The sequence below is a fragment of the Tatumella sp. JGM130 genome (assembly GCF_018257525.1).
GTDB lineage: Bacteria > Pseudomonadota > Gammaproteobacteria > Enterobacterales > Enterobacteriaceae > Tatumella > Tatumella punctata.
In genome coordinates, this window is record NZ_JAERJS010000001.1 from 46,975 (window position 1) to 65,827 (window position 18,853).

Sequence of the window (18,853 nt, forward strand, 5' to 3'; positions counted from 1 at the left end):
AGAATCTTCCGGAGGTATTTATGATAAGCAGTAAATTTGGCATTGGTCAGCAAGTCCGGCACAGGCTATCCGGTACTCTGGGAGTGATTGTTGATGTCGATGCCGAGTTTTCTCTCGATATGCAAGCATCCGATGAGAACAGCAGTGACATTGCAGGAACCAGCCCCTGGTACCATGTAGTTATGGAAGATGAATCCGGCGATACTGTGCATACTTATATCGCCGAATTCCAGCTGACCGGTGAAGTCTATGATGAACACCCCGATCAGCCAGTGCTTGATGAGCTGGCCGAAAATGTGCGCCAGCAGTTGCAGGCACCTTATCGCTGCCACTGAGTCTCTTTCCTTTGCCTGTCAGACAGGCAAAGGCGGTATTTCCAGCCGGTTAATTTCGATTTTCGTACATTTATTTTCCACAACGATCAGCCCGGCCTGCCGGGCTATATTTACCACCTGTGGATTTACTGTGCCCGGCTGTAACCACAATACGGGTATTTGACGGGCAATGGCCCGGGTCGCGATAGCCGGAACCACCTCCGGATTGCGGAATACATCAACCATATCGATACTTCCCGGCACCTCGTCAAGAGATGCATATCCTTGCTGACCCGCAACTGTTTTCCCGGCCATTCGCGGGCTGACCGGGATCACCTGATAACCATGCTGCAATAAAAACATCATCACCTGCCACGCAGGACGTTGCGGATTATCACTGGCCCCGACTAATGCAATTCGCCGGGTACCGGTTAATATTTTACGGATATCTGAGTCATTCATTATTCAGCCTCCTGTTATTCCTGCTGCTTTATCAGCCAGAACACCTGCCAGTTAACCGCAGCATATTCAGACAGTCACCGATATATCGCACAATAAATATGACAAAATGTAAAAGTTGATGCCATAATAGTAACTGTTAATAAATTTCCGTCACGGGGCTTCCGGGAGCAACCATGAAGTTTGTAGTAACACTCTTCTGCCTACTGCTAAGTGGTTACACTTCAGCGGCTGAAGCCCTGAGCTTCAGGCTAAACCCGCAGATGAATTTACTGGTGCTGGACGGAAATAAACTGCCGGGCAGCCTGCTCAAAGGAGCTGACAGCATCGAACTGGATCGCGGACAGCACCAGATCCTGTTTACCCTTGACACACCCGGGCCATCGCCTGCTTTTATCATCACATTTACCGCTGACAGCCGGGCGGTCAGTGTTGTTATGCCACAGGTTACCGTTCCCGGTGCCTTACCGCGTCCGCTGACTTCCCGTTTCCGTTTTCTGGTGGTGGACGAACATAATCGTCAACTGCCAGCCATTCAGGATCAGCTTCCACTGCAACCGGCGACCAATTATGTCGCAGCAATAGCTGATTATAACCGTCACAGCCATAAAGCATCGGTTGAAAAATTTGTCCTTGCAGGATCACAGAGTAACCCGCTGCAAACGGAATCACTCAGGGAAAACCGTCATCTGCAACTGCCGGCCACTGAACAACCATTATCTCTTTCCGGCTGGTCTTTCCATACGCTGGTTTCATGGCTGCGCGCATTACGAACCAGTTGAACCCTGATTCAGGCCCGCGTTACACTGCCATAACAACCTGTGTATCCGCTTAATTAAAAGGATCAATAATGGAGCAGACAGTCAGAACGTTGCCGGAAAGTAAACATATAGCCCTGGTCGCACATGACAATTGTAAAGCGTCTCTTCTCGACTGGGTTAAAAAAAATCAGCCATCTCTGGCTTCTCATACTTTATATGCGACTGGGACTACCGGTAATCTAATCAACTCGCACTGTGGTCTGCAGGTTAATCCTTTATTAAGCGGGCCATTAGGCGGTGACCAACAGGTCGGCGCGATGATCTCCGAAGGTAAAATCGATATGCTGATTTTTTTCTGGGATCCGCTGAACGCCGTACCCCACGACCCGGATGTTAAAGCATTACTTCGTCTGGCAACTGTCTGGAATATTCCTGTAGCCACCAACCGCTCTACTGCCGACTTTATTGTTAATTCAGCCCTGTATACTCAACGGGTCGGAATAACCATTCCGGATTATCCGCGCTATATGGCAGAACGCCTGCAAGAGCCATTATTAAATAATGGCTGACAGGATCAGGGTTTACGCGCCACCGGTACACCGAGCTCCCGCAGCTCGTCCACAAAACAGGACGGAGCGGATTTATCATACAACAGCCAGAGTTGTTTCCTGGCCCGGGTCATCGCAACATATGCCAGCCGCCGCTCTTCTGCATCCGGGAAGTCTTCGGCTACGGGGAGTAATCCCTGTTCGATAACGGATTCGCGCTCAGCGGCAGGGAAGCCGTTTATTCCGTTATTTAGCCCCAGCACTATCACATAATCTGCTTCCCCGCCTTTGCTGGCATGGAAGGTCATAAAAGATAACGAAAGCTTAGGCCAGCGGGTCGGAGCTTTATCCAGAACTGATGGTCTGAGGTAATGATAGCGTGCCAGAATCAGTATTTTTTCATCATTCCCTGCATAGCCACTCATTTTATTGAGCAATGCTTCCAGAGAATCTTCTTCCAGCAGTGTTACAGACTTACGGCTGCCTTTAGTCAGACTGTTAAGCTCTTTTTTCATCTGTCGCGGATTTTTCTGGATAAAGCGGTTCGCAACATGACCGATTTGCTGATTAAAACGATAGGTCGTATCCAGGATACAGATATCGCCTTCACCGAATTGCTGATGGAAACCGGTTGTAAGATTCACCTCTCCGCCAGAAAAACGATAGATCGCCTGCCAGTCGTCGCCTGTCGCATACAGACTGCTGCGTTTGTTTTGTTTACGCAATGCCGTAATCAGTGCCGCACGTTGCGGGGAAAGGTCCTGGAATTCATCTGCCATGATATATTTCCACGGACTGATAAAACGGCCCTTTTCCAGTAAGGCTACCGCCTGCTGGATCAAACCGGCAAAATCGACCGCGCCTTCCTGTTTCAGCTGACTTTTCCAGGCTTTCAGTAACGGGGCCATAAGCCTGATACGTTTACCGAATAGCACCCGTATTTCTTCAGGCACCTCGGCGATCATTGCTGCCTGTGCTCCGCCATGATTTCTCATCAGAGACACCCAGCGTTCCAGCCTGCCGGATAATTGGCTGACCAGCGTTTTATCCTGCCAGAACTGTTCAGGTAATAGCCCCCACTGCAGCTCCTCCTGTAACCAGCTCCGCCAGCCATTGGCGTAAGATTTCTTTTCTGTACATTGCTGCTGCCAGACATCTGTCAGCATCTGCCGCCGGAAATCGGAGTCTGTTTCCAGCTGACTGATCAGGGGACGTTTATTACTGCCCTGCTGAATAATATGCAACGCCAGTGAGTGGAAGGTCCGGGCGGTAATTGATGATTCACCGGTGGATTTAATTACCCGCTGGTCCATTTCTTCTGCTGCCTGCCGGCCAAAAGCCAGCAGCAAAATCTGATCAGCAGAGGCCAGCTTTCGTTTCAATAGCCAGGCAGTACGGGCGGCGAGTACCGAGGTTTTACCGCTGCCGGCCCCGGCCAGAACCAGCAGTGACTCCTCTCCGTTAATTACCGCGCGGCACTGGGAAGCATTTAACGGGGAAGATTCTACAGAAGCGAAAAAATCCTGGTAACGGGTCAGGATTTCATCTGACCATTGACGGTTACGTTCTGCTCGTTGTTTATCTGTCGACCGGAGCCAGCACAGACAAAAGTCCCACAGGGGACGGCAAGGCTCGAATTCGGGGATCCGTTCCGCGGGCAAAGGTAATGCTGAGAATTTATCACGTATTTTCTCACTAAACCCGGCGACATCATTGCGGGTCAGCCAGCAGTCACGCTGTATCTGGCTTAACAGATATTGCTGTAATTCATTCAGTACCTGATAACAGACATCGGCCATTTGCTGGCTCCACTGCTGCCAGGTATGCAGTAAATGCTGGTAGAATTGGCGCGTTTCCTGCCATTCAGTACCATGAAGTCTGACGACTTTCTTTTCAGGAAGCAGAAATTCCAGTTCTCCCCATACCATCCCTCGTTTACACTGAATATCCAGTAACTGATTAAATGGGATAATATATTCATGACGGTCGCCGCTCACTTCAACACCCGCCGGTAGCAAACGGACCCGGTTATAAGGATGCTGTGCCAGACGTTTACCCATTGAAGTCGCTTTTAGTTCCATGCTTCACGCCGTTTTTAGCCATTGCTGATGTAACAGTTTAACTGCGGGTGCCTGAGTGCTCCAGATAAAAAACAGGTTACACAGCAGTCACTGAGTAAGACAGCCGAAAGGATAGTAATCTGATGAGAACCGTACTCAATATTCTCAATTTTGTACTTGGCGGATTTGCCACCACCCTGGCCTGGTTTTGTGCCACCCTGCTGACCATTGTGCTGATTTTCACACTCCCGCTGACCCGTTCTTGCTGGGAAATTACCCGGTTATCGCTGTTTCCTTTCGGTAACGAAGCTATCCATGTTGATGAACTGCAACCGCAAAATAAGAATGCACTGCGTAATTCCGGCGGAACGCTGCTGAATATATTCTGGTTTATATTTTTCGGCTGGTGGCTGTGCCTGACGCATATCTTTGCCGGAATTGTACAATGCCTGTCGATCATCGGTATTCCTGTCGGCATTGCAAATTTCAAGATTGCCGCTATTGCTCTGTGGCCGGTAGGCCGCCGTGTGGTATCGGTTGAAGAAGCAAAAATGGCCCGCGAGAACGCGGCACGTCTGCGGTTTTAAGGGAAAACGGATTAATGAAGTCAGGTTCGACCATGCTCAATGGCTGGCACACTTTTCTGATGAATAAACTATGGCGTGACCCGGTGCGAATTTTTATCGCCATGACGGGTTGTGTCGTGCTGTCCTGGTCATTACAGACGATTACGTGGACCATACCGTTAATTCTCGGGGTGGTTGCTGCAGGGCTGACCGATATTGATGACCGTCTGAGCGGTCGTTTACGTAATATGGTGATTACCCTTGCCTGTTTTTGTCTGGCAGCGGTCTCTGTGGAACTTCTTTTCCCTTATCCGCTGTTCTTTCTGATCGGGCTGGCAGTCTCCAGCTGGATCTTTATCCTGCTGGGAGCACTGGGACAGCGCTATGCCACCATCGCTTTTGGCGCGTTACTGATTGCCATCTATACCATGCTGGGGATCCATCTGTTCAGCCACTGGTATACTCAGCCGCTACTGCTGCTGGCAGGGGCACTCTGGTATAATTTGCTGACCATGGTGATGCACCTGTTTTTCCCCGTACAGCCGGTGCAGCTACAGTTATCCTCCACCTACAGTCAACTGGCCAGTTATCTGGATGCCAAAGCAAATCTGTTTGATCCGGATGCTGAAGGCGCGGATGATTTATCACTGATCCAGGCTGCGCTGGTAAACAGCCAGCTGGTTTCTCAGTTCAATATTACCAAAACCGCTATTCAGAGCCGGATCAGCGGCGAACGTGCCGCCCGCGGCAGCCGCCGTTCACTGCTGTACTACTTTGCCGCCCAGGAAATTCACGAACGTGCTAATTCTTCACATATTCAGTACCATCAACTGCGTGATCAATGGCGTTATAGTGAAATTCTGTTCCGTTTTCAGCGGTTACTGAATATGCAGGCAGGGGCCTGTCGTCAGGTCGCCCATTCCGTGACGATGAACACACCTTATCATCATGACCATCGCTTTGAACGGGCTTTTTTTCATCTGCAACAGGCGCTGGACCGGCTGACACAGCAATACCCTGATGATCCTCAGTCCCGCGGATTGCACTGGTTACTGCGTAATCTGAAAGCGATCGACGACCAGCTGATTTCTATCGCCTCTGAACAGATATTGAACCATCTGTGGCAAAACAGTGATACCCATTTATCGCGCGAAGGTCTGACCGGATGGCAGGACGTGCGCCTGCGCCTGACACGCCACCTGAGCCCGAAATCCCCTCTGTTCCGTCATGCTGTCAGGGTATCTTTAGTACTCTGTATTGGTTATGCCTTTATCAGCCTGACGGGACTTGAGCATGGTTACTGGATCCTGCTGACCAGTTTATTTGTCTGCCAGCCAAATTACAGTGCCACCAAAAAACGTCTGGCTTTACGTATAATCGGTACTCTGGCAGGGATTATCATCGGATTACCGGTTCTGTGGCTGGTGCCTTCGGTGCAGGGGCAGTTAATTCTGATAGTGATCACCGGGGTACTGTTTTTTGCCTTCCGGCTGATTCAGTACGCACAGGCGACTCTGTTTATTACATTACTGGCATTGCTGAGTTTTAATCTGCTGGGCCAGGGATTCGACGTCGCATTACCGAGGATTATTGATACGCTTATCGGATGTGCGCTGGCATGGATGGCGGTGGCCTGGATATTCCCGGACTGGCGCTACCGTCAGCTGCCCGATGTGATCAATAAGGCGCTGGCAGCGAATGCTAAATATCTGGATGCCATTATGGTCCAGTATCATGAGGGCAAGGATAACCGAATGTCTTATCGGGTCGCGCGCCGTGATGCACATAATTCGGATGCCGAGCTGGCACTGGTTATTTCCAACCTGAACGCAGGAAACGGTTTACATCAGCCAGTAAAAGATGTGGCTTTCCGGGTACTTTGCCTTAATCACAGCCTGCTGAGTTATATTGCAGCACTCGGTGCCCACCGTGAGAAAATCGAACGCAGCGATTTACTGCAACTCATCGATGATGCCGTCAGTCTGACCGAAAATGTGTTACAGATGAGCCCGGCGGGTGAGCAACAGATTCCGGAAAAACTACAGGCATTAACCCGCGAGATGAATACTATAGAAGCCAACCCGGAGAGTCATCAGCCGGTGATACTGCAACAGATTGGCTTAATACTGAAAGTCCTTCCCGAACTGCTTAATATCCGCCAGGAAATCAACGCCCTTTAACCCCCGGCGGTAGCGGATAGGCAGATGCTTTAATAAACTGCTGATACCAGTGCCTCAGTTCTTCTTTCACCTCTCTGGTCAGTACCTCCTGGTGCTGGCCGGAGATTGCCCCCTGCAACGCATACAGAGTTTTAATTCCAAGATGTTTGTTGTTATTTTTTAGCCTTGTCCAGCTTTGCTTCGCGCCCAGCTCACGCAACCGGCTAATGGTCGGCACGCCGGCTTCTTTCAATAATACTTCCAGACGGATACTCAGGTTAGGCAGGTCTTTTAAACGGTGACAGTCAAGTTGTGCCTGACGCAATGCTCTGGCTTCATTCAGGGAGCTACGCGACAGGCCCAGCAATACGTCCTGGTGGCCCCAGAGCTGATGATCCACCCGATAATAATTAAGACTGACGCACTGTCCGCGTTTATGAAAAATAAATGGCTGCAGAGGCCGCATCTGCAGATAAGTATGCATTTCTTCACTGGCCCGCAAATACAGTTCACCTTCACTCACCAAAGCAAACACAATTTTCTCAACCGATAAAGAATATCCGCCGAACTGGGTACGTGACTGAATGTCACCTAATGCTGAAAGCTGTTTCTTTGATTCTTCAATACGTTGACCGGATGTTTTCATCGCGAACCTCCCTGGTTCTGGCAATGGCATAACTGCCAATAAAATAATACTTATCAACATGTTAGAAGTTAAACAAAAGCTATTAGTAGTTCAATGCATAAATAGCCGTTTGGCCGGTTAGTTTTGGATTATGCGAACTGTTTTCAGAAAAATGATTGATCTTTATCCATAACCGGAATACTGTATATACATACAGTTCATTGCGGATGATATAAAAATATGCGTGCTCAACTACTGAAATCAGCGACAATTAACCTTCACCGGCATACGGCGACACCTGCCAGTGTCAGCGGTTGTATCAGTGAATTAAGTTATCATGCACAGCATCCCGCGTTACTGCATAGTTTACTGCTGCCGTTACTCAGGCAACTGGGTGAGCAGTCACGCTGGCAGCTATGGCTTAGCCCGCCACATAAGCTGAACCGTCACTGGTTACAACAATCCGGGTTACCGCTGGCAAAAAGCATACAGGTTGCATCTCTGGATACCTGTAGCGACGTCCGCGCGATGACTAAGGCTCTTCGTTCAGGGAATTTCAGTGTGGTGATGGCCTGGTTACCAGATCATCTGACGATAGCTGAACGGGAAGATCTCGAACTGGCAGCAAAAGAAGGTTGTACTCTCGGACTGATCATGCGGGAAGAAAATGGCTTCGTTTACCCCGGCAGACAGGAAAATCGATTGAAAATTCAGTCTCCGTTACTACATTGAGCTAAAATAAGATTTTTCTCAGGAAAATTTACGTGAAGAAAAATAAATCACCGTTACCTCATGGCACCCCAGAGCCAACAATGAGTTAACGTGATTTTGTAATGGCATTTCCGGCCTTAGTTCAGTTTTAAATGTAACCATATATGTACAAAATGCTGTTTTTTTACTGTACAACATCATATCGTACTTGTAACTTTCTAATCTCGTTGTAGACTTTAGCTCGCCAGGGTGCTCAATAATCTCCTTTTTGGCAGAGTAAAAATCGAGCATTACAACCCGGCAAAGGATTACAACCAAAGAGCAAAATTTATGCTCATTGCCTATTTTGGATGATAACGAGGCGCAAAATGAAAAAGACAGCTATCGCAATTGCAGTGGCACTGGCAGGTTTCGCTACCGTAGCGCAGGCCGCACCGAAAGATAATACCTGGTACACTGGTGGTAAACTGGGCTGGTCTCAGTATCACGACACCGGTTTCTACGGTAACAACTACGAGCAGAATGATGGCCCTACCCACAAAAGTCAGCTGGGTGCCGGTGCATTCGTAGGCTATCAGGCAAACCAATACCTGGGCTTCGAAGCGGGTTACGATTGGCTGGGCCGTATGCCTCATAAAGGCACCAACGTTAATGGCGCATTTAAAGCGCAGGGCGTACAGCTGGCGGCTAAACTGAGCTACCCAATCACTGACGATCTGGATGTTTATACGCGTCTGGGTGGCATGGTATGGCGTGCAGACTCTAGCGAGAACAAAAACGGTGCACATCTGAAAGATAACGACACCGGTGTTTCTCCGCTGGCCGCAGTTGGTGTTGAATATGCACTGACCAAAAACTGGGCAACCCGTCTGGATTACCAGTGGGTTAACCACATCGGTGACGCTGGTACCGTTGGTACTCGTCCGGATAACACCATGCTGAGCGTTGGTGTATCTTACCGTTTCGGTCAGGATGATGCGCCGGCACCTGTTGCTGCGCCAACACCTGCACCAGCTCCGGTTGTTGAAACCAAACACTTTACTCTGAAATCAGACGTACTGTTTAACTTCAACAAAGCTACCCTGAAAGCAAGCGGCCAGCAGGCGCTGGATCAGCTGTATACTCAGCTGAGCTCTCTGGATCCTAAAGATGGTTCTGTTGTTGTTCTGGGCTTCACTGACCGTATCGGTTCTGCTCAATACAACCAGAAACTGTCTGAGCAACGTGCACAGTCTGTTGTGAACTACCTGGTATCTAAAGGTATTCCTTCAAACAAAATCTCTGCACAAGGCATGGGTAAAGCAGATCCGGTTACCGGCAACACTTGTAACAACGTGAAAGGCCGTGCTGCCCTGATCCAGTGTCTGGGTCCGGACCGTCGCGTTGAAATCGAAGTGAAAGGTATCAAAGACGTAGTTTCTCAGCCTCAGGGCTAATGAGTCACTCCGGCTAATTAAAAACCCCGCAAATGCGGGGTTTTTTTATGCAATAAAATACAAAGGAATGATCGCTCCTGCAGATTATTGCTGTGATGAAGGATCCCCGCTACTCTTCTGACCGAGTATTGACTGTAAATCCTGTTTCAGGGATGACATTTGAGAGGCGTATTGTTCTTTTCTCTCAGCATCTTCTATCAGCTGAACAATGGTTTCCGAAAGAGTTGCACTGCGACGCTGTGCCAGCCCCGCCAGCCGTTGCCACACCAGATACTCAAGATCGATGGATTTCTTACGGGTGTGTTGCTGTTCAGCATTAAAATGCCGTTTTCTGCGTGCTCTGATGGTCTGCTTCATCCGGTTAGCCAGTGCCGGGTTCATATGCTGTTCAATCCAGCCGGCAATATCATCAGGCCTGTGTTCAAGGGTCGCCAGTAATCTGACCGCCTCATCCGCAGCACTTTGCTCCTGGTAACGGGTGATGGCCTCACCTTCCCGGTGTTTTTTCACCAGGTATTTCCATTTCCAGCCGGACTCCAGATTTTCAAGTTGCAGATATTTCATCAGGGGTCTCATCATATTCGGGTATCCTGCTAAGAATAACAGTTTTTTGCGCTGCTGTAGTAAGGATTACTTCACTGAAACCGGCCAGTCACGCTGCACTGTTTCATAACCTCATTTCCTGTATAATCGTGCCTTTCTTACCACCGGATAAATGCTATTACTTTGATCAGCTCTCAACTCCCCTGGCAGGCACTGCGGCCAAACACTGACGACTACCGGACAGCATTCACCCGGATTCCCGATACTGAAGGTGATATTCAGGCAGCGATCCAGCCGCGTTTAATCAATGGACTGGCTTACCTGGATAACCAGACCCTTTCACCGGTACTGATGGTTCGTAGTCAGGAAAATACCGACTATCTCTCACGTATCGCAGCCGCGTATCTTGCCGTTTCAGAGAACAACGGCGACTTCAGTGGCTGGAATTATCAGCGACAGGCTGATGACCGTTTTCTGCTGGTCCCGGCCGCCCCCGGAGATGCTGTGTTTTGTCAGCAGCCGGGGGTTTTCTTCCGTGAATGGATAGAGAGTACCGAGCTGTTTGGTGCCGTACGCGGGCACGCCGGCGACTACCGTCCTGAACCGGGACTGTTGCATCAGGCGAACGGCGGCACACTTATTCTGTCCGTCCGTACTCTGCTCGCACAGCCTCTGATGTGGCTGCGGTTAAAGCAATATCTTGCGCGCGGATATTTTCAGTGGTTGTCAGCGGATGAACGCCGGCCATTACCCGTCTCCCTGCCCGATCTGCCACTGAATATTAAACTTATTTTATGCGGTGACCGGGATGCACTGGCTGAATTTCAGGAGTCTGAGCCTGAGTTTGTTGCCCGGGCTTTGTACACTGAATACGAAGAGCAGTGGCGTTTCAGTAATAACGATGACATGGCCTTATGGTGTGGCTGGGTCACTTGCCTGAGCCAGGAACTGAATCTGCCGGATATCGCTGAAGACAGCTGGCCATTACTGGTGACTGAGGGCTGCCGTTATACGGGAGACCAGACTCTGCTGCCCCTTTGTCCGCACTGGATACAGCGACAGTTAACCGATGCTGTCAGCTATGGCGGAGAAATTTGTGCCCGTACCCTGAGGGGAGCCTTAGAGGCCCGACGCTGGCGTGAAAGTTATTTGCCCGGCAGGATGCAGGACGAGATCAATGACCAGCAGGTATTTATTGAAACCGAAGGTGAAGTGATTGGTCAGGTGAATGGTTTGTCGGTACTGGACTTCCCCGGCCATCCGCGTCCATGGGGCGAACCTTCCCGTATTACCTGTGTTGTCCATTATGGTGATGGCGAAGTTATGGATATAGAGCGGAAAGCGGAACTGGGCGGCAACCTGCATGCCAAAGGTATGATGATTATCCAGGCCTTTCTTATTTCTGAACTTGAACTCGATCAACAGCTGCCTTTCAGTGCCTCAATGGTTTTCGAACAATCCTATTCAGAGGTGGATGGTGACAGTGCTTCGCTGGCAGAACTCTGTGCGCTGGTCAGTGCCTTAGCTCTGCAGCCTCTGACACAATCGATTGCCGTTACCGGTTCAATTGATCAACTGGGTAATGTTCAGCCGGTTGGCGGCTTAAATGAAAAAATTGAAGGTTTCTTTGGCGTGTGTTCAGCGCGTGAACTGACCGGTAAACAAGGTGTGGTTATTCCCCGAAGCAATGTGCGTCATCTGTCACTGAGTGATGAAGTCACAGAGGCAGTAAAAGCAGGGCAATTTCACCTGTGGGCAGTCGACAGTGCCGACCAGGCCCTGACACTGCTGACCGGTAAACAATGGCTGACAGAAGACGACAGCGACGATCTGATCTCTCTGATCCAGCGGCGTATTGCTCAGGCTACACAACCCGAACACAGCAGCAGAACAGGAGTCTTACGCTGGCTCAACTGGTTTAACCAGCGTTAATCGGACTTGCTCAGCGTACAACTGTAAGCTATTCTCCGTCATTCATAAATTTAAGGCTAGAAAAAGACATGGTAGATAAACGCGAATCCTATACAAAAGAAGATCTTGCTGCCTCCGGACGCGGAGAGTTATTTGGTGAGAATGGTCCGCCATTACCGGCAGGAAACATGCTGATGATGGACCGCGTCGTCAAAATGTCCGAAACGGGTGGTAAGTTTGACAAGGGCTTCGTTGAAGCTGAGTTAGATATCACCCCTGATTTATGGTTCTTTGCCTGTCATTTCGTCAATGACCCGGTGATGCCAGGCTGTCTGGGTCTGGATGCAATGTGGCAGCTGGTCGGGTTCTACCTCGGCTGGCTGGGCGCAGAAGGTAAAGGCCGCGCATTAGGTGTTGGTGAAGTTAAATTCACCGGACAGGTATTACCTACCGCTAAAAAAGTCACTTATAAAATTCACTTCAAACGTGTCATCAACCGTAAACTGGTGATGGGTGTGGCTGATGGTGAAGTCTTTGTTGATGGTCAGCTGATCTACAATGCCAGCGACCTGAAAGTTGGTTTATTCAAAGATACTGAATCTTTCTGATCACCGTTGACTGACAGTACCGACCTGAGCGGGAGTGATAATTCACTCCCGTTTTTTATGCAAAACTCCCCTGTTCTGGCTGCCGTTAATCCTTTATAAGGGTCACGGGGTTACTGGCGGTTCACCGCCGCAGAAACAGACTATCAGCATCGGTTTCGGACCATAACAGAGAGAAAAAACGGGCGGGCCCGGCGGGCAAAGGGATCTATCAGGCAGGTTATCAGAGTCCGGTATTTTCTGCCGGGGCACAGGCCCCGGCGTCCTATCCTTTCAGAGCTAAGCAAACACCGAGCGTTCGGCCATCGCCATGCGCCACCCGCCTAACCAATGGGAACGGGTATCAATGGTTTGATACGGACAGTTCTCTTTTGAACGTCCGGTAATGCCGGCCTGATAGCCGCGTGAATGTGCTCGTTCCAGGCGGTCTCTTTTTTGTCTCTTCATATCAGCTTTCCCTCATTGTCTAAGGTGGGACGGGATAGAAAGGATGTGTGGTTAATAAACATCCGGCCACGCCCTATTTCTACCGCCTCAAAAACAAAAGATCAATCACTGAAATTCATCAGATTGTCATCCTGTTGACACAACCGGCAGACAAACAGAGTTCAGACAATGTGTTACCGTCACCTGTTATTCTTTCATAGAGAATTATTTACAAACAGCAGCATCATTCAGGAATATTCCGAGGCCGGCTTCTGCGGATAAAAAAAGCCTCCGTCAGGAGGCTTTCAGGGGATAATATTATATTACTGGTTGATTTGTCTGGCTATTTGCACTGCTTCCTGTTGCCAGCCTTCTGCCAGGGTTCGGACTAATGCCGCATAGCCATCCTGTGACTGTTTCAATACCAGTGAAAACGGCCGGCGCAGGGTTTGCTGGCCACGTTGCAGGATCCATGAACCGGTAATAATAACTTTACCATCATAACGGCCATGAAAACCGGTGACCGAAACCGATAAGGTGTCATAGTTATTACCGGCCAGTGATCCGGTCACCAGCCAGCCAGGCATAAGCTGGCTCAGATTACTGACCAGCGTCTGTTGTAATTGCTGATCCAGCGGGCTGGCCCACAGGTTACTAGTGGCAATCACATACTGTACATCACTGGTCTGATAGGCCAGACCCGTTCCTGACAGAAAATCGGAGACACTGACCGGTTCTACCCATAATACTTTCGGGGAGTCAGCAGAGGACAGCCCCGGCGAAGAGACAGCAGATACAGGTACCGGCTGTGCCGGCAGCTGATAATAATGCTTATCTGCCTCACTGCTGCAGGCACTGAGCAACAGTACACAAGCCGCGATGAATGTTCTTTTCATTATTTCGCCCTCTTCGGCTGGGGATCTTTGCCAGGCTGTGCTTCAAATACCAGCGCATTACTCTTATTGTTCAGAGTCTTCAGCACCGGTTGCAGCTCCTGCAATACCTGGTCAAGTCGTTGCATATCACCCACCAGCTTGTTATATGCCGGCGATCCCGGTTGTAACCCTTTCAGACTGCGATTTAAATCACGCAGGGTTTGCTGCATATCGGCAGGCAATGTTTTCATCGCCGGGCTGGAAGTGATCTTATTCAGATTATCCAGAGCCGTTTGCATATTTTTCAGGGTCTTCTGACTTTGTTTCAGGGTACCGGTAGCTTCAGTCAGCATTGGTGCCAGAGGTAACTTCTCAACCTTGTCGAGAATAGTCATCACCTTCTGTTGCATCTGATTCAGCCCGCTGGCAATTGTCGGTATCACTTCAACATCACCCACCTTATCCGGGCCAGTGAATGGCGGTACGTTATTGTAAAAATCTAAATCAACATACAGTGCACCGGTAATCAGGTTTGCCGTCTTGAGGCTGCCTCTCAGGCCATGCTGACGGGCATCCTGCAAGTGCTGTTGCAGATCAAACTTATCTCCCACACTGGCCGCCAGTCGTCCGGGCTCGATACGGATCAGTACCGGAATCCGGTAATCATTTTTCAGAGTATTCAGGCTGCCCGGCATTATATAAGGTACTTTAGCGACGGTACCTAAACGAATCCCCCGGAATTCCACCGGCGCGCCAGGCTGCAGCCCGCGAATCGATTCATTAAAAAACATCACGAAGTTGGTGTGCTGGGTATAAATCGATTCCTGTAAAGAATGTTGATCATCAAACAGATGATAATCAGCATTATTTTTTGCCGGTTCACCAAGAGGAGCACCATCAGGGACTTCAAAACTGACCCCGCCGCTGAACAGGGTCGTCAGTGATCCCATTTCGATACGCATTCCTGAGGCTGACATGTCGAAGGAGACACCACTGTCTTTCCAGAAACGGACATTGGTGGTTACCAGCCGGTCATAAGGTGCCTGAATAAATAACTGATAACTCATCAGACGTTTTTCCGTATCGAACTTACTGGTTTCCACCGAGCCGACCCGGTAGCCACGGAATAATACCGGGTCCCCGGGATTCAGCTGTCCGGCTTTAGAACTGTCAAGAGTCACGCGGATCCCTTTAGCATCCGGCGGAGCTAACGGAGGCGAGTCAAGTAACGCATAATGGTCCGGTTTATCACCTGTTGTTCCCGGTTGTAATTCAATGTAAGAACCGGACAGCAGCGTCCCCAGTCCGGTAATACCTTCCCTGCCGATTTGCGGCTTAACGGTCCAGAATACCGAATCCTGATGCAGGGTTTTTTCCATTCCTGCATTCAGCCGCGCTTTAATTTCCACATGCCGCAGGTCATCACTCAGTTCAGCACTTTGCACAAGACCAATATCGACACTGCGGCTTTTGATGGTCGTTTTGCCGGGGACAATACCTTCGGCATTACTGGTTATCAGGGTAACTTCCGGTCCCTGATGTGAAAAGTGATAAAAAAGTATCCATGCCCCAATCAGAATCGTCACAATCGGCACAATCCATACCGGTGACCACCTTTTGATGTTCTCTATACGGGCTGTTTCATGATTATTCTGTTTCAACACCAGATTCCTCAATACGGTTCTTTGTTTCACGGTCCCACAACAAACGAGGATCAAATGTCAGTGCGGCAAACATGGTTAAAATAACAACGCTGGCAAACAACAGTGCTCCGGGAGCCGGATAAATATTCATTAACCCCCCCATTCGCACCAGGGATGACAAAATAGCGATCACGAATACATCAATCATAGACCAGCGTCCGACGCATTCGACGGCTTCATAAATCAAATGCATTTTTTGATTGTCTCTCCGCCCCTTACCGCTGGCGTTCCAGCTTAACCAGCCAATAGCCAGCATTTTGAGCGACGGTACCATAATGCTGGCGATAAAAATAACCATCGCGACCGGGTAAGATCCATCACTCCATAACAACACGACCCCTGCCATAATATTCGACGTGATCTTCGACCCCAGGGCATCGGTCACCATAATCGGCATAATATTGGCGGGTATATAAAGCATTACAGAAGTCAGCAATAATGACAGTGTCCATTGCAAACTTTGTTTTTTTCGTGCCGTTCCGGCCGTTGAGCAACGCGGGCAGATACGCGTCTCTGCGGGAAGAATAGCAGTACAACAGGGACATGACCGCATCCCCTGAGCTAAACCACTGATACCTGCCTGTGGCGTTTTAAACAACGGTTGTTGCGGCTGAATATGACGCCATAAACTGCGTTTATCCACACTCTGGAAAGCGCGTAATTGCAGTATGCAAAACAGACACCACGGCCAGAAGCTGATCCCCAGTCCGATATCTCCGTAAGCCATCAGTTTTACAAAACTGACCAGAACCCCGGCCATAAAAATTTCAGCCATGCCCCAGCTGCGCAGCTGGAAAAACAGCCGGGCCAGCAGGATCCGCAAAGAACGGGGTATTTTTACGTGATTAACCAGTAAAATAATCATCACCAGACAACTGGCCGGAATAATTTGTACCAGCAATAAAAACAGAAATGCCAGCGATCGAAAATTATCAGACACCATAATATCCGGAATACGGGTCAGGGTGATTTCGCTGCTTAAGCCGGCAACATGCATACTGATAAACGGGAACATATTTGCCAGAATCAGCATAATCAGAGCCGACACCGCATAAGCGATAGGCCGTCTGCCGGGATCCGGCCAGTGCATATTCAGAGTTGTGTGACAGCGCGGGCAAACCGCTTTCGTCCCGATGCTGAGGGGCGGTAAGCGGCATGCCATATCACACTGAGGACACAAAACCCATGTGTCTGCATCATTACGTTGCTCACACCGGGTTATGTTCATGGGAATTACTCTCCGTTCCTGAGATTTTCAAGATATTCCCAGCGGGAAAAAGCCTCTTCCAGAGCCTGTTCGGCTGCGGAGAGCTGATCGATTACCGGCTGAGTTTTGTCATGGGGCTGGCTGAAAAAATCAGCATGCCCCATTTTTGCCTGCAACTCACCTATCTCTGTTTCCAGAGTTTCCAGTTTCTGTGGTAACAGATCCAGTTCCCGTGCCAGGTTATAACTAAGCTTAGCGGGTTTAGTGGTTTTTGCTCTGGTCTCAGTGGGTGATTTCGCCTGTGCATCTGGCTTGACACTCTGCGGTTTTTTGGTCTGTTTGTAGGCGGCACGTTGTTGCTGTGCATCATGGTACCCCCCGACAAACCGGCCGACTTCGCCGTTACCTTCAAAAATCCAGCAGTCAGTGACAGTATTATCGACAAACTGACGATCGTGGCTGACCAGTAATACTGTCCCCTGGTAGCCATCAATCAGTTCTTCCAGCAGTTCCAGTGTTTCCACGTCCAGGTCATTGGTAGGTTCATCGAGGATCAGCAGGTTGCTTGGTTTCAGGAATAATCTGGCCAGCAATAACCGGTTGCGTTCTCCGCCTGACAGAGCCCTGACCGGGGTCATCGCCCGTTTAGGATGGAACAAAAAGTCCTGCAGGTAACCGAGGACATGGCGCGGTTTACCGTTAACCAGCACTTCCTGCTTGCCTTCTGCCAGGTTATCCATAACTGTGCGATCAGGATCCAGTTCAGCACGGTGCTGATCAAAATAGGCTACTTCCAGCTTGGTACCGCTATGTACCCGTCCGCTGTCCGCGGCTAAATCACCCAGCATCAGACGTAACATTGTGGTTTTACCACAACCATTAGCCCCAATCAGTGCAATTTTGTCACCACGCTGAACCTGTGCCGAAAAATTATCGACCAGTGTTTTACCGTCCACCTGGTAATTAACATTTTCCAGTTCAAAGACAATTTTCCCTGAACGGGATGCTTCCTCAACCTGCATATTTGCTTTGCCCATGACTTCGCGACGCTCAGAGCGTTCGCGACGTAATGCTTTCAGAGCGCGGACACGGCCTTCATTACGGGTACGGCGAGCCTTAATCCCCTGGCGGATCCAGACTTCTTCCTGGGCCAGCTTACGGTCAAACTCCGCGTTTTGCTGTTCTTCTACCCGCAGAGCTTCTTCTTTACCCAGCACAAAATTGTCATAGTCACCCGGCCATGACACCAGTTTCCCGCGATCCAGGTCAACAATACGCGTTGCCATATTGCGAATAAACGAACGGTCATGGGAAATGAAAATAATACTGCCGGTAAAGGTCTTGAGGAATGTTTCCAGCCAGTCAATGGTTTCAATATCCAGGTGGTTGGTCGGTTCATCAAGTAGCAGTACTTTCGGGTTACTGACCAGTGCACGCCCCAGTGCCGCCTTACGTAACCATCCGCCCGACAGAGAAGAGAGTTCAGTTTCCGCATCCAGACCAATCTTTTCCAGCACGTCATTAATACGGCTTTCCAGCTGCCACAGGTTATGATGATCCAGTAATGTCTGTAATCTCGCCATTTCGTTAAGATTCTTGTCACTCGGATCCTGCATGACCTGATGCGAAATCGCATGGTATTCCTTCAGGTATTTTGCCTGTTCCGCGACCCCTTCGGCGACAAAGTCATACACCGAGCCGGTGATATTTCGTGGCGGATCCTGCTGCAGCCGGGCAACGACCAGGTCCTGCTCATAGACAATGCGACCATCGTCCAGGGCAATTTCCTGGTTAATGATTTTCATCAATGTCGACTTACCGGCCCCGTTACGTCCGACCAGACATACCCGCTCATTCTCTTCAATGTGCAGTTCGGTGTTATCCAGTAATGGCGCGTCACTGAATGACAGCCAGGCATTGTGTATACTGATTAATGACATAAAA

At 49.6% G+C, this 18,853-nt stretch carries 18 protein-coding genes; 9 read left to right on the forward strand and 9 right to left on the reverse strand.

Features of this window, described 5'->3' with window-relative positions; all coding sequences use genetic code 11:
* Positions 1-20 precede the first annotated feature (20 nt).
* Positions 21-335 carry a heat shock protein HspQ gene (hspQ, locus tag JK211_RS00215; RefSeq protein ID WP_212706659.1) on the forward strand — a complete coding sequence of 105 codons (315 nt, stop codon included), beginning with the start codon at positions 21-23 and terminating at the stop codon, positions 333-335.
* An 18-nt stretch (positions 336-353) separates the two neighbouring features.
* On the opposite strand, the gene JK211_RS00220 is transcribed toward hspQ, so the two are convergent.
* Positions 354-776 carry a CoA-binding protein gene (locus JK211_RS00220; protein WP_212706660.1) on the reverse strand — a complete coding sequence of 141 codons (423 nt, stop codon included), beginning with the start codon at positions 774-776 and terminating at the stop codon, positions 354-356.
* Positions 777-949: 173 nt separating this feature from the next.
* On the opposite strand from JK211_RS00220, the gene JK211_RS00225 reads away from it, so the two are divergent.
* Both JK211_RS00225 and JK211_RS00230 read left to right on the forward strand, forming a co-directional pair.
* Positions 950-1,555: a DUF2057 family protein gene (locus JK211_RS00225; protein WP_212706661.1), complete on the forward strand. Its 606-nt coding sequence runs from the start codon at positions 950-952 to the stop codon at positions 1,553-1,555.
* Positions 1,556-1,623: 68 nt separating this feature from the next.
* Positions 1,624-2,103 (forward strand): methylglyoxal synthase, encoded by a 480-nt coding sequence (locus JK211_RS00230; RefSeq protein WP_212706662.1) that lies wholly within the window; start codon positions 1,624-1,626, stop codon positions 2,101-2,103.
* 5 nt (positions 2,104-2,108) lie between these two features.
* Here JK211_RS00230 and helD read toward each other — a convergent pair whose 3' ends face one another.
* Positions 2,109-4,163 carry a DNA helicase IV gene (helD, locus tag JK211_RS00235; protein ID WP_212706663.1) on the reverse strand — a complete coding sequence of 685 codons (2,055 nt, stop codon included), beginning with the start codon at positions 4,161-4,163 and terminating at the stop codon, positions 2,109-2,111.
* 122 nt (positions 4,164-4,285) lie between these two features.
* Between helD and JK211_RS00240 the strand changes: the two genes are divergently transcribed.
* Both JK211_RS00240 and yccS read left to right on the forward strand, forming a co-directional pair.
* Entirely contained in the window at positions 4,286-4,729 is a 444-nt protein-coding gene (locus tag JK211_RS00240; RefSeq protein ID WP_212706664.1) for a YccF domain-containing protein, read from the forward strand.
* A 14-nt stretch (positions 4,730-4,743) separates the two neighbouring features.
* Positions 4,744-6,888 (forward strand): YccS family putative transporter, encoded by a 2,145-nt coding sequence (yccS, locus tag JK211_RS00245; protein ID WP_212706665.1) that lies wholly within the window; start codon positions 4,744-4,746, stop codon positions 6,886-6,888.
* Here the strand turns inward: yccS and JK211_RS00250 are convergent.
* Positions 6,875-7,513, reverse strand: coding sequence for a TfoX/Sxy family DNA transformation protein (locus tag JK211_RS00250; protein ID WP_212706666.1), 639 nt, complete (start codon positions 7,511-7,513; stop codon positions 6,875-6,877). The two genes, yccS and JK211_RS00250, sit on opposite strands and share 14 nt — an antisense overlap.
* Positions 7,514-7,732: 219 nt before the next feature.
* Between JK211_RS00250 and sulA the strand changes: the two genes are divergently transcribed.
* A complete protein-coding gene (gene sulA, locus JK211_RS00255) occupies positions 7,733-8,224 on the forward strand; it encodes an SOS-induced cell division inhibitor SulA (RefSeq protein ID WP_212706667.1) in 492 nt (163 codons plus the stop codon).
* A 347-nt stretch (positions 8,225-8,571) separates the two neighbouring features.
* Positions 8,572-9,639 carry a porin OmpA gene (gene ompA, locus JK211_RS00260; RefSeq protein ID WP_212706668.1) on the forward strand — a complete coding sequence of 356 codons (1,068 nt, stop codon included), beginning with the start codon at positions 8,572-8,574 and terminating at the stop codon, positions 9,637-9,639.
* 84 nt (positions 9,640-9,723) lie between these two features.
* On the opposite strand, the gene matP is transcribed toward ompA, so the two are convergent.
* The gene (gene matP, locus JK211_RS00265; protein WP_212706792.1) at positions 9,724-10,203 is read right to left on the reverse strand and encodes a macrodomain Ter protein MatP; all 480 of its coding nucleotides are present in this window, start codon (positions 10,201-10,203) and stop codon (positions 9,724-9,726) included.
* A 162-nt stretch (positions 10,204-10,365) separates the two neighbouring features.
* Between matP and JK211_RS00270 the strand changes: the two genes are divergently transcribed.
* Positions 10,366-12,114, forward strand: a complete 1,749-nt coding sequence (locus JK211_RS00270) for a Lon protease family protein (protein ID WP_212706669.1) — start codon at positions 10,366-10,368, stop codon at positions 12,112-12,114.
* Between the two features lie 68 nt (positions 12,115-12,182).
* Positions 12,183-12,701: a bifunctional 3-hydroxydecanoyl-ACP dehydratase/trans-2-decenoyl-ACP isomerase gene (gene fabA / locus JK211_RS00275; RefSeq protein ID WP_212706670.1), complete on the forward strand. Its 519-nt coding sequence runs from the start codon at positions 12,183-12,185 to the stop codon at positions 12,699-12,701.
* A 276-nt stretch (positions 12,702-12,977) separates the two neighbouring features.
* Here fabA and rmf read toward each other — a convergent pair whose 3' ends face one another.
* From rmf to JK211_RS00300, 5 genes are all read right to left on the reverse strand, one after another.
* Positions 12,978-13,145: a ribosome modulation factor gene (rmf, locus tag JK211_RS00280; protein ID WP_212706671.1), complete on the reverse strand. Its 168-nt coding sequence runs from the start codon at positions 13,143-13,145 to the stop codon at positions 12,978-12,980.
* Positions 13,146-13,447: 302 nt separating this feature from the next.
* Complete coding sequence (pqiC, locus tag JK211_RS00285; protein ID WP_212706672.1) at positions 13,448-14,020, reverse strand: membrane integrity-associated transporter subunit PqiC; 573 nt, start codon at positions 14,018-14,020, stop codon at positions 13,448-13,450.
* Complete coding sequence (gene pqiB / locus JK211_RS00290) at positions 14,020-15,660, reverse strand: intermembrane transport protein PqiB (protein WP_212706673.1); 1,641 nt, start codon at positions 15,658-15,660, stop codon at positions 14,020-14,022. The genes pqiC and pqiB overlap by 1 nt, the downstream gene beginning before the upstream one ends.
* A complete protein-coding gene (gene pqiA / locus JK211_RS00295; protein ID WP_212706674.1) occupies positions 15,647-16,930 on the reverse strand; it encodes a membrane integrity-associated transporter subunit PqiA in 1,284 nt (427 codons plus the stop codon). Before pqiA ends, pqiB begins: the two co-directional genes overlap by 14 nt.
* A gap of 5 nt (positions 16,931-16,935) precedes the next feature.
* On the reverse strand, positions 16,936-18,849 hold the full coding sequence (locus tag JK211_RS00300; RefSeq protein ID WP_212706675.1) for an ABC transporter ATP-binding protein: 1,914 nt from the start codon (positions 18,847-18,849) through the stop codon (positions 16,936-16,938).
* Between the last annotated feature and the right edge of the window lie 4 nt (positions 18,850-18,853).

What these genes read in the sequence shown, in the direction of transcription:
- ompA (WP_212706668.1), top strand. Translation starts at nt 8,572, where the DNA reads ATGAAAAAGACAGCTATCGCAATTGCAGTGGCACTGGCAGGTTTCGCT.
- yccS (WP_212706665.1), top strand. Translation starts at nt 4,744, where the DNA reads ATGAAGTCAGGTTCGACCATGCTCAATGGCTGGCACACTTTTCTGATG.
- fabA (WP_212706670.1), top strand. Translation starts at nt 12,183, where the DNA reads ATGGTAGATAAACGCGAATCCTATACAAAAGAAGATCTTGCTGCCTCC.
- JK211_RS00225 (WP_212706661.1), top strand. Translation starts at nt 950, where the DNA reads ATGAAGTTTGTAGTAACACTCTTCTGCCTACTGCTAAGTGGTTACACT.
- sulA (WP_212706667.1), top strand. Translation starts at nt 7,733, where the DNA reads ATGCGTGCTCAACTACTGAAATCAGCGACAATTAACCTTCACCGGCAT.
- hspQ (WP_212706659.1), top strand. Translation starts at nt 21, where the DNA reads ATGATAAGCAGTAAATTTGGCATTGGTCAGCAAGTCCGGCACAGGCTA.
- JK211_RS00300 (WP_212706675.1), bottom strand. Translation starts at nt 18,849, where the DNA reads ATGTCATTAATCAGTATACACAATGCCTGGCTGTCATTCAGTGACGCG.
- rmf (WP_212706671.1), bottom strand. Translation starts at nt 13,145, where the DNA reads ATGAAGAGACAAAAAAGAGACCGCCTGGAACGAGCACATTCACGCGGC.
- helD (WP_212706663.1), bottom strand. Translation starts at nt 4,163, where the DNA reads ATGGAACTAAAAGCGACTTCAATGGGTAAACGTCTGGCACAGCATCCT.
- JK211_RS00250 (WP_212706666.1), bottom strand. Translation starts at nt 7,513, where the DNA reads ATGAAAACATCCGGTCAACGTATTGAAGAATCAAAGAAACAGCTTTCA.
- matP (WP_212706792.1), bottom strand. Translation starts at nt 10,203, where the DNA reads ATGAAATATCTGCAACTTGAAAATCTGGAGTCCGGCTGGAAATGGAAA.
- pqiC (WP_212706672.1), bottom strand. Translation starts at nt 14,020, where the DNA reads ATGAAAAGAACATTCATCGCGGCTTGTGTACTGTTGCTCAGTGCCTGC.
- JK211_RS00220 (WP_212706660.1), bottom strand. Translation starts at nt 776, where the DNA reads ATGAATGACTCAGATATCCGTAAAATATTAACCGGTACCCGGCGAATT.
- pqiA (WP_212706674.1), bottom strand. Translation starts at nt 16,930, where the DNA reads ATGAACATAACCCGGTGTGAGCAACGTAATGATGCAGACACATGGGTT.
- JK211_RS00240 (WP_212706664.1), top strand. Translation starts at nt 4,286, where the DNA reads ATGAGAACCGTACTCAATATTCTCAATTTTGTACTTGGCGGATTTGCC.
- JK211_RS00230 (WP_212706662.1), top strand. Translation starts at nt 1,624, where the DNA reads ATGGAGCAGACAGTCAGAACGTTGCCGGAAAGTAAACATATAGCCCTG.